The sequence below is a fragment of the Yersinia sp. 1252 StPb PI genome (assembly GCF_048593885.1).
In the GTDB taxonomy this organism is placed as follows: Bacteria; Pseudomonadota; Gammaproteobacteria; order Enterobacterales; family Enterobacteriaceae; genus Yersinia; species Yersinia enterocolitica_E.
In genome coordinates, this window is sequence record NZ_JAZGQE010000195.1 from 1 (window position 1) to 8,006 (window position 8,006).

Below are 8,006 nucleotides of genomic sequence, written 5' to 3' on the forward strand. Positions count from 1 at the left end.
TTAAACCAATATATAAATAAATGCCACGGGAGCCCGCCGCTATAATTAAATAACAGTAAAGCAACCCAAGTTGTGAATATAAAAGTAGCGAATTTAAAACGCTATTTTATATTCACAATAATCATGTACTCAGCCAATGAGTACATATAATTTTGTATTTAGAGGTAGGACATAATAACCACCCCACTACCACTAAACGTACCCGCATCAGGTAATCCCACCGAATGAAGTGTTGATTCAATCGGGAAACCTGTCTGCCCAACGGGGGCGGTGACTGTGACACCACTGGACAAGTCTTGACCTGACACTTTTAATGTTGAAGTCAGTTTACCGTTTTGTCCAAGATTGATACTTTTGCCACCTACCAGTGTCAATATCACCGATGTGCTAACCGTACATTTGATGTTTAATGGCTCACTTTTTATTGCACCATCAACATTTTGCTGATTAAGTGAACCATAATTGATATAGACATCACCGGTGATTTCACAGGTTTCCGGGGTCGGTGGAACCGTGCCACAATAAGAGCCGGGAATAACCCTACCACTGGTATTACCATCATTCGAACCTTGCCAATACATCACACCAAAGCAGCTACCAGCCGCACGCAATGGGTCAGGTGTCACAGTACTCCAACTTCCCGACACCCCATTTTTAGCAATAAAGGCTGCTCTCATCACCTCTGCCGTTGCCCCTTGAGAAACAATAACTCGCGTCAAGGCATTGGATGGGTTACCACATATTTCAGCATTGGCCGCCGTCGAGTAGTGACATATCGCCACAGAACAAGATGCAGCAGTACAAAGTGTCCCCTGCATTTCTTCGCTCGGCCAAGAGAATGTTCCTTGGTATTGCTGCCCTACCCGCGTTTGCGTCGAAACCCAAGCACTGGCCTGGCTATAAAGTGGAAATAAAAACAGCACGCAAGCAATTAGCCAGCAATATTTATGACTTAGTCGCATATTAGGCTTTGTCATTCGTTTAAGTTCCATTGTCTCTATCCGCATATCGGCATTTAAGCTGTTGATAATGAGTTTCAGCGTTAACATATTCGTATTGAAATAAGATTAGAGGGGAGATCCCATTAATAATATTGCAGATTAAATGTTGCGACCGCATTGAACTCACCGCGCTTAATAGTACGTTGAGATATCGCCTCGGGTTCACCCCGAACATAAGCTTTCAAGGTAATAACGTTATTACCTGTATCAAGTGCAATATCGTCACTCGACTGATTCAGATACAGAGGTGTCCCCGCCATTGTTTCAAGACCAATCGCGATTCCAACATCACTGCCATCAACCGCCAATAACCCTGGTAAATTAACACTATCATTACCAGTAAATACAATGTTGGCTGTCGTACCTAAGCTGATATCGCAATCGACCAGATGTAGTTGAAACTGTTTGCCTGATGTACGCTGATTCGAATACAGATATTTATCGACGATAGTGCCAAAATTCAAACTAATAGCTTCATCACCGGGACGAATAGTGCAAGGCTCTGCGACCAAGGCGCCATGAAAACGCATATTGTCAGCGGCCGATACCGGTATCATCCAAAATAAATTCAGAATTAGAATACTTAAAATAGCTCGCCCACGGCGCATCAGCAGATTTAAATTAGTCATCATTTGATCCTATTGATAATCCACTAATAAAGTAGCGGTAGCCTCAAAACTTCCTTCACTTAATGTTGCCCCAGCAGCTTTAACAGGTACAGCCTTAAGTACCGGTGGGTTATTTTTGTCATAAGCAACACGGGTATTAAGTGCAAAAGGAACACCGTTTTTCAGTAAACGAATACCCAGATCCTGAACATCGGTTTGTATCGCTGCGGGGTCAAATGTAGTAACCGATGCACTGACAATCGTTAGACCTAATTCCAAACTGCTACTGGTTGTTTCGCAGGTCATGCTGTAAGGCACATCCTGGGTATAATTAATACCATCAATCTTGTTCACGCCCAGATTTTCCCCGAAAGGCACATCTATCGTATTTCCCCCATTAATCACACAAGGGGCGGGGTTAATTAATGTCCCCGTGAACAATACGTCATCCGCATACACCAGCGTGCTACTCAGTGTCAGTACCACCGCAATGGAACAACGCGATATCAGTGATCCGTTTTTCATTACTGATACTCCACAACCATGGTCGCTGTACCGTAAAAATCTCCCGCGCTCAACGTTGCACCGGGTTGTTTGACCGGTACGGCCTTCAGCACCGGGATAGTCGGATAGGAAAAGGTGAAAGCACTATTCAGTGACAATGCTTGATCATTACGTAGCAATTTGATCCCCAGCGCCGAATTATTCGTGCTCAAGACACTGGAATCAAAACCCGCACCGTTTCCTTTAATTGTCATTTTCAGCGCATTGGATACCGCCCCAGTACAATTCAATGTATAGGTCACCGGCTGCATATACTGAGTGCCATCAACCCGCGAAGTCAGAACATCATTGCCAAAACCGACAAGGATAGTGCCGGTATTGTTAATCACGCAGGGTGGAGGATTAATTAATGTGCCGGAAAACAGCATGTTGTCCGCATAGGCCAACGTACTGCCGAGAGTCAGTACCACCGCAATGGAACAGCGTGAAATCAGTGAATTAATTTTCATTACTGGTACTCCACAACCAGGGTCGCTGTGCCGGAAAAATAGCCCGTGCTCAACGTTGCATTTGTTTGTTTAACCGGTACCGCCTGCAATACAGGAACATTCGGATAAGTAAAGTTGGATGCCGTATTCAGTGGGAATGACTGCCCATTACGTATCAACTTGATCCCCAGACCTGAATTACTCGTTTTCAAGACACTGGTATCAAAATTTGCCCCATTACCATTAATGCTTAATTTCAGTGCATTAGAGGCGGCCGAAGTACAGTTCAACGTATAATTCACCGGCTGCATGTAGTTGCTACCATCAATATTTGATGTCAGGACGGTATCGCCAAAATTAACGTTGATAGTGTTGTTACTGTTAATCTCGCAAGGCGGTGCGGCAAAAATAGTGACTGAGACATTGACTGTCGCAGACTTATTTAATGCCCATGCTGAGCTACTAAACAACATAGTCATCACTGCGGCCGCTGTCCCTACGATGGCTGTCATCCCAAAGATGGACGTCATGGCCCGCCGGGTAACTATTCCCTTACAAACAACAGTCATCCCATATTCCTTATTCATCGTTCAGCCTGACACCCGCCCAGTATTTTTCTTATGCAGCGCCCTGAAATACACCGTTACTTGATGCTTTCAACCACAGAACACGTGCTCCCCGAACAGCTAAAGATCAGCTTGGGACGACCACCAAAATCATTGACATAAGTTAGTACCGGTTTGCTGCCCAATGCGGCGGCACTGACATCCAACATGCTTTGCGCTTTTGGTGCGATCATCAGCGGCTTGAAGTCGGCTGCTGTTTTCCCGGCTTTGCCGTCACTGGCATCGACCAACGTGATGTAATACGGCGTTGGGTTATTAACCTGATAACGATCACCCTGACGAGTCAGCTGTAACTTCTCTTGCCAAGGTGTCGACATATCAGCCTTTTGTGGCACGATGCTAACTGGGCGGTAGAAAAGTTTGATGCGCGTTTGCAGTGCAATCTGCAAAGTATTGGGCTTGTCCGACCGCGGTGGAATTTCACGCAGGTTAAAATAGAACAAGGTTTCCCGGTCTTGCGCCAACTGACTCACCGCAGGCAAGCTTTGTATTTTTAACTGACTCATCGCGCCAGGCTCTACTCGCTGAACCGGTGGAACTACCGTCAACGGTGAATTGATTTTGTTACCCTGCTCATCTTCAATCCATCCCTGCGCCAGATAAGGTAGCTCCTTATTCTGGTTGCTGATGTTCAAGCTGATCGACTTATCGCCGCCATTAAGAATCGCCCGGGTTCTGTCCAGTGCAATCGCTGCTGTTGCTTGCTGAGCCATAAGTGCCGTCACCAAAATCGCGGTGATACGCAGTTTGTTATTCAATTTCATTACCTTTTCCTTCGAATTAATCTTGTCAGAACCTGGTGGCGCCGATCGTTTTCACTTAGCTGAACGGGCGGTTACCCGCAGGTTCATTACCAAACCTTTCTACTGCGACACCGGAGGTTTATCCCCCGTCGCTATTGGCTGGCAAGGCAACAGTAGATTCGCCAGTATTGCTGGAGAAAGAGCCTGCGGCAGAGTGATGCTGCATTGCGCCTTCCCATTCCAGTGTACTGACATGGTTTCACCGGCTTTGATCCCACTGAGATAGGTGGAACCGTCGTCGTTAACAATGCCGGTCTCTTGCTGATTTTCATTTAACACGGTGGCCCCAAATGGCGGTGATGTGCCATCTGCCATGCGTATCATGGCCATCGCTTTTTCGCCGGAAATCACATTAAAGCGGCGATAACCAATAGCACCTTCAGTCAATGTGACCTGGGCTATGGTTCCTCTGGCTTCAACATCGTCTGCCAGGTTATCGATATCTATACTGGCCCGATTGCGGTAGTAGCTATTCACATCACCGACCACAGCTTTACCAAACTGGTTAGTCTGTATCGATGAGCCATATCCCTGAACCGGAACGCCGGATACCCCTTGGGTATCGAGTAACAAGCGAGTGCCGCCAAGGGTATTAACCCGATGCAAAGCCCCGCCTTCAGGGGTGATAGTTCCCCCGCCCTGAATACCTAAACCAACAGAAGAGTATTGTCCTTCCTGATAGCTGGCGTTGGCATTGATATCCGCACTATTACCTATGTGGTTATAGTTACCACTGACTAGCGCGCCGCTACGTGCTACGCCGGTATTGATCTGGTAGTTGTTGTGAGCATCCAGACGATCGGTATAACCCACTCGCTGACTGTGTTCACGACCACTCACCGTCGCGCTATAACTGATTGTTGCGCTGTTACCAAACGGCATCGACATGGAGAGATACACGCCATCGTCATTGCTTTCGTTATAGCGGTTACGGTAAGCCGAGAAGGTCAAACTGACGTTTTTCACTTTACCGATATCAAAATAACGCGAGAGCGACAGGTTATAGCGGTCATTCGCCGAGCGATCCCAATAGGTCTGATGGCTATAGTTCAGATACGCGCTCAGCCCCAGATCTTGAAATTGCTGGTTGAAGCTGATGGTGTACATCTCTTTATTGCCACCCACGTCATTGTTGCGATAACGCGCGTCGAGATATTCAGTCATGCTCATAAAGTTACGTTCAGAGAAGCGATAGCCAGCAAATGTCACCTGACTGCCTGTTTCCTGAAAGTTTTTCGAATAGTTGACTCGGTAAGAGCCGCCACTCAACGTACCTTGCTCGGGTAAATTGGCCCAAGATTGGGTCATATCAACCGATACGGCACCAAATTCCATCAAATCACGGCCAACCCCGATGGATGCCGCTTGATATTCGTTTTCACCACTGATCCCACCACCAAACAATGACCAGCCGCTATTGATCCCCCAGGAGAATTCCCCGGTACCAAATACTGGCCCTTCAGACCGATGTCCGATATCCGAAGGCTTACCGGCAGCCATGCGATAGCGCACCATGCCAGGGCGGGTCAGATAAGGAATACTGGCGGTATTCACTTGGAATTGTTGAACTTGTCCGTCAAGTTCCTCGACCCGCACATCCAGCGTGCCGGAAACAAAACTGTTCAAGTTCTGAATACGGAAAGGACCGGCAGCGACCAGTGTTTCACTCAACACACGCCCTTGCTGACTCACAACAACTCGCGCGTTGGTACGGGCAACACCAGTAATTTCAGGGGCATAGCCACGCAAATTAGGCGGTAACATATTGTCATCGGTCGCCAGACTAGCGCCGCTAAAGCGGAAGCTATCAAAGATGGCGGAGTTCAGAAAATCTTCACCCAACGTCAACTTGGCACCCAAACTCGGGATAGCGCGATAGGCGTAATAGCGGCTCCAATCCCACTGACGCTCAGTCGATGAACCCGATGATTGGTCAACCCGCGTTTGCCAATCAGCACGGAATCGCCAGGCACCCAAGTTAGCGCCGGTGGTCCCGTTCCCGCTTAACGAGTTGTTATTGGTATTGTTCGTTTCCTGGCGGTTCAATTGCCCTAACAAGTTGTAATCGAACAGCACACCGGGAATACCATCCTCCCAACGAGAAGGAGGATCCCAATCGGGTTCGCTGTATTCCAGCCAGGCTTGCGGCACACTCAGGTGCAGTGCTGACTTCGCCAAATCACCTTCCACGGTCAGACCGGGTAAGCTGCTGATATCGAGACACTCCCCATCACGCGACCAGGTCAGCTTTTGGAAGCTGTCTTCTTTCAATGCCAGCAACTCAATTAACTGGGGTGTTAAACACGCCTCACTTTTATTAGGATCTTTTTCTGAGACGTAGAACACAACCGGCTGTTCGCTGAGCTCCTGCTTATTCATACTAACCAATAAGTTATAGTGCCCAGGCATGATGTAGCCGCGTTGGGAGAACTGACTCAGGTCAAAATTAGCGCGATCCTTGGTATCCAGCACATCGGTATTAAACTGAATATCATCACGGGCTTGCGCTCCATAAGCATTGCCACTTAATGCAACTGCAATCAAAATTCGCAATAAATCACGACGGGCAAAACCGGAGGTGATGGAACGAGCGGATACCATGGGATATGTCACCTTACTCATTGAAATCAGTAATAATCCAATTTGAAACGAACGCTAGAATGATAAGTTCCAGCACGCAGTGTCTTACCATTGCCCACTAACCGCAGGGCATAATTGAGTTTCATATCAGCAGGAATTATATTGATCTCCGGTGATGCCACCCCTGGCGTCGAAACATTGCCTTTATCATCAATAATTTGCATTGCCACTCCTTCGGCTTCACCATTAACCGCAAAATTATTACCGTCCGCGGCACCGTCAAATGTCACAACAAAATGCTGCTGGTTCGACTTATCTGGATCAGGGTGAGCTATCGTGCAATGCAACAACCGAATCTCAAACGGGTGTTCATCCCCTGCGCCGTTCTGAACCAATTTACCAATAGGCAAAATCGCCATATCGATGGTTTGTTCCAAGCTCCCGGGATCTATCGCACAAGCAGTATCAGTAATACTTCCTTCCATACTCACGCGGCCCCAGGCTGTTTTCATGGGATCTGCCGTTACCGGTAAGCTCAGCAATGACGCCATCAGTAAGGAAGGAAGCACTATCAAAAAAAATGACCTGAACATAAATCACCTAACTCATCCAATACGTATCTTTCTCAAGAGAAAAAGACATGCGGAAAAATCCGCATGTCCAATTAGAAAAGGGTGACTTATTGGTAAGCCAGGGTGAAATCAGCAACGCTTGAGAAGTTGCCTGGTTTGATAGCGTCAGATGCAGTGCTACCTTGCAGGTAAGCAGAGAATGCCAGGGTGTTGTTACCAGTAACCAGAGTCTGCTCAGCAGTTGCTTGGCCCAGAGTAATAACGGTACCTGAACCATCAACGATAGCGATACCAGCGCCTTCAGCTACACCAGTAATGCCCAGCAGGCCAGGTACTGCTGCTGATTCTGCACCGCCGAAAGTGGTGGTTACAGATTGCAGAGTAGTGATGTCACAGTTTTCCAGTTTGATTTTGAAATCTTGTGCAGTTGATTTGCCGCCATTCTGCAGTGCCACGTTAGAGATCTGGCCCATTTCAACAGTCTGTGCATCTGAACCTGCTGCGATTGAGCAAGGTGCATCAATGATTGAACCATTGAAAGTCACAGTACCGTGGCCTTGATCAGCAGCGTTAGCCATAGAAGCAAAACCTAATACCAGAGCAGCAGCCAAGACAGTTTTATTCAGTTTCATTACGTGATTCCTTTATACACAATTAAAATTTAATACGCTGATTTGCTTTGAAAAAATCAAAGTAAATACCGCGTAAAAGTTGTTTTAAAATACAAATGCATGTTGCTTCTTGCCATTAAAATACCAAAGGACAAGCTGAGAACTGCACAGAGCCATAAAGTCAATATGTAGGCATTGGTAACACCTGCACAT

The 8,006-nt window shown here is 47.0% G+C and carries 9 protein-coding genes; all 9 read right to left on the reverse strand.

Features of this window, described 5'->3' with window-relative positions; genetic code table 11:
• Positions 1 to 158 precede the first annotated feature (158 nt).
• The 9 genes from V2A85_RS20055 to V2A85_RS20095 all read right to left on the reverse strand — a co-directional run bounded on the left by V2A85_RS20055 (position 159) and on the right by V2A85_RS20095 (position 7,814).
• Complete coding sequence (locus V2A85_RS20055; RefSeq protein WP_420072181.1) at positions 159 to 992, reverse strand: exotoxin; 834 nt, start codon at positions 990 to 992, stop codon at positions 159 to 161.
• Positions 993 to 1,084: 92 nt separating this feature from the next.
• Complete coding sequence (locus tag V2A85_RS20060) at positions 1,085 to 1,630, reverse strand: fimbrial protein (protein WP_083160367.1); 546 nt, start codon at positions 1,628 to 1,630, stop codon at positions 1,085 to 1,087.
• 9 nt (positions 1,631 to 1,639) lie between these two features.
• Positions 1,640 to 2,134: a fimbrial protein gene (locus V2A85_RS20065; protein WP_372558071.1), complete on the reverse strand. Its 495-nt coding sequence runs from the start codon at positions 2,132 to 2,134 to the stop codon at positions 1,640 to 1,642.
• Positions 2,134 to 2,622 carry a fimbrial protein gene (locus V2A85_RS20070; protein ID WP_083160371.1) on the reverse strand — a complete coding sequence of 163 codons (489 nt, stop codon included), beginning with the start codon at positions 2,620 to 2,622 and terminating at the stop codon, positions 2,134 to 2,136. The genes V2A85_RS20065 and V2A85_RS20070 overlap by 1 nt, the downstream gene beginning before the upstream one ends.
• Entirely contained in the window at positions 2,622 to 3,170 is a 549-nt protein-coding gene (locus V2A85_RS20075) for a fimbrial protein (RefSeq protein ID WP_372559826.1), read from the reverse strand. Before V2A85_RS20075 ends, V2A85_RS20070 begins: the two co-directional genes overlap by 1 nt.
• Positions 3,171 to 3,244: 74 nt before the next feature.
• Positions 3,245 to 3,991, reverse strand: coding sequence for a fimbria/pilus periplasmic chaperone (locus tag V2A85_RS20080; RefSeq protein WP_372568708.1), 747 nt, complete (start codon positions 3,989 to 3,991; stop codon positions 3,245 to 3,247).
• Positions 3,992 to 4,090: 99 nt separating this feature from the next.
• Positions 4,091 to 6,631 carry an outer membrane usher protein gene (locus V2A85_RS20085; protein WP_420072182.1) on the reverse strand — a complete coding sequence of 847 codons (2,541 nt, stop codon included), beginning with the start codon at positions 6,629 to 6,631 and terminating at the stop codon, positions 4,091 to 4,093.
• Between the two features lie 26 nt (positions 6,632 to 6,657).
• On the reverse strand, positions 6,658 to 7,161 hold the full coding sequence (locus tag V2A85_RS20090; protein WP_372559825.1) for a fimbrial protein: 504 nt from the start codon (positions 7,159 to 7,161) through the stop codon (positions 6,658 to 6,660).
• A 128-nt stretch (positions 7,162 to 7,289) separates the two neighbouring features.
• Complete coding sequence (locus V2A85_RS20095) at positions 7,290 to 7,814, reverse strand: fimbrial protein (RefSeq protein ID WP_372558068.1); 525 nt, start codon at positions 7,812 to 7,814, stop codon at positions 7,290 to 7,292.
• Between the last annotated feature and the right edge of the window lie 192 nt (positions 7,815 to 8,006).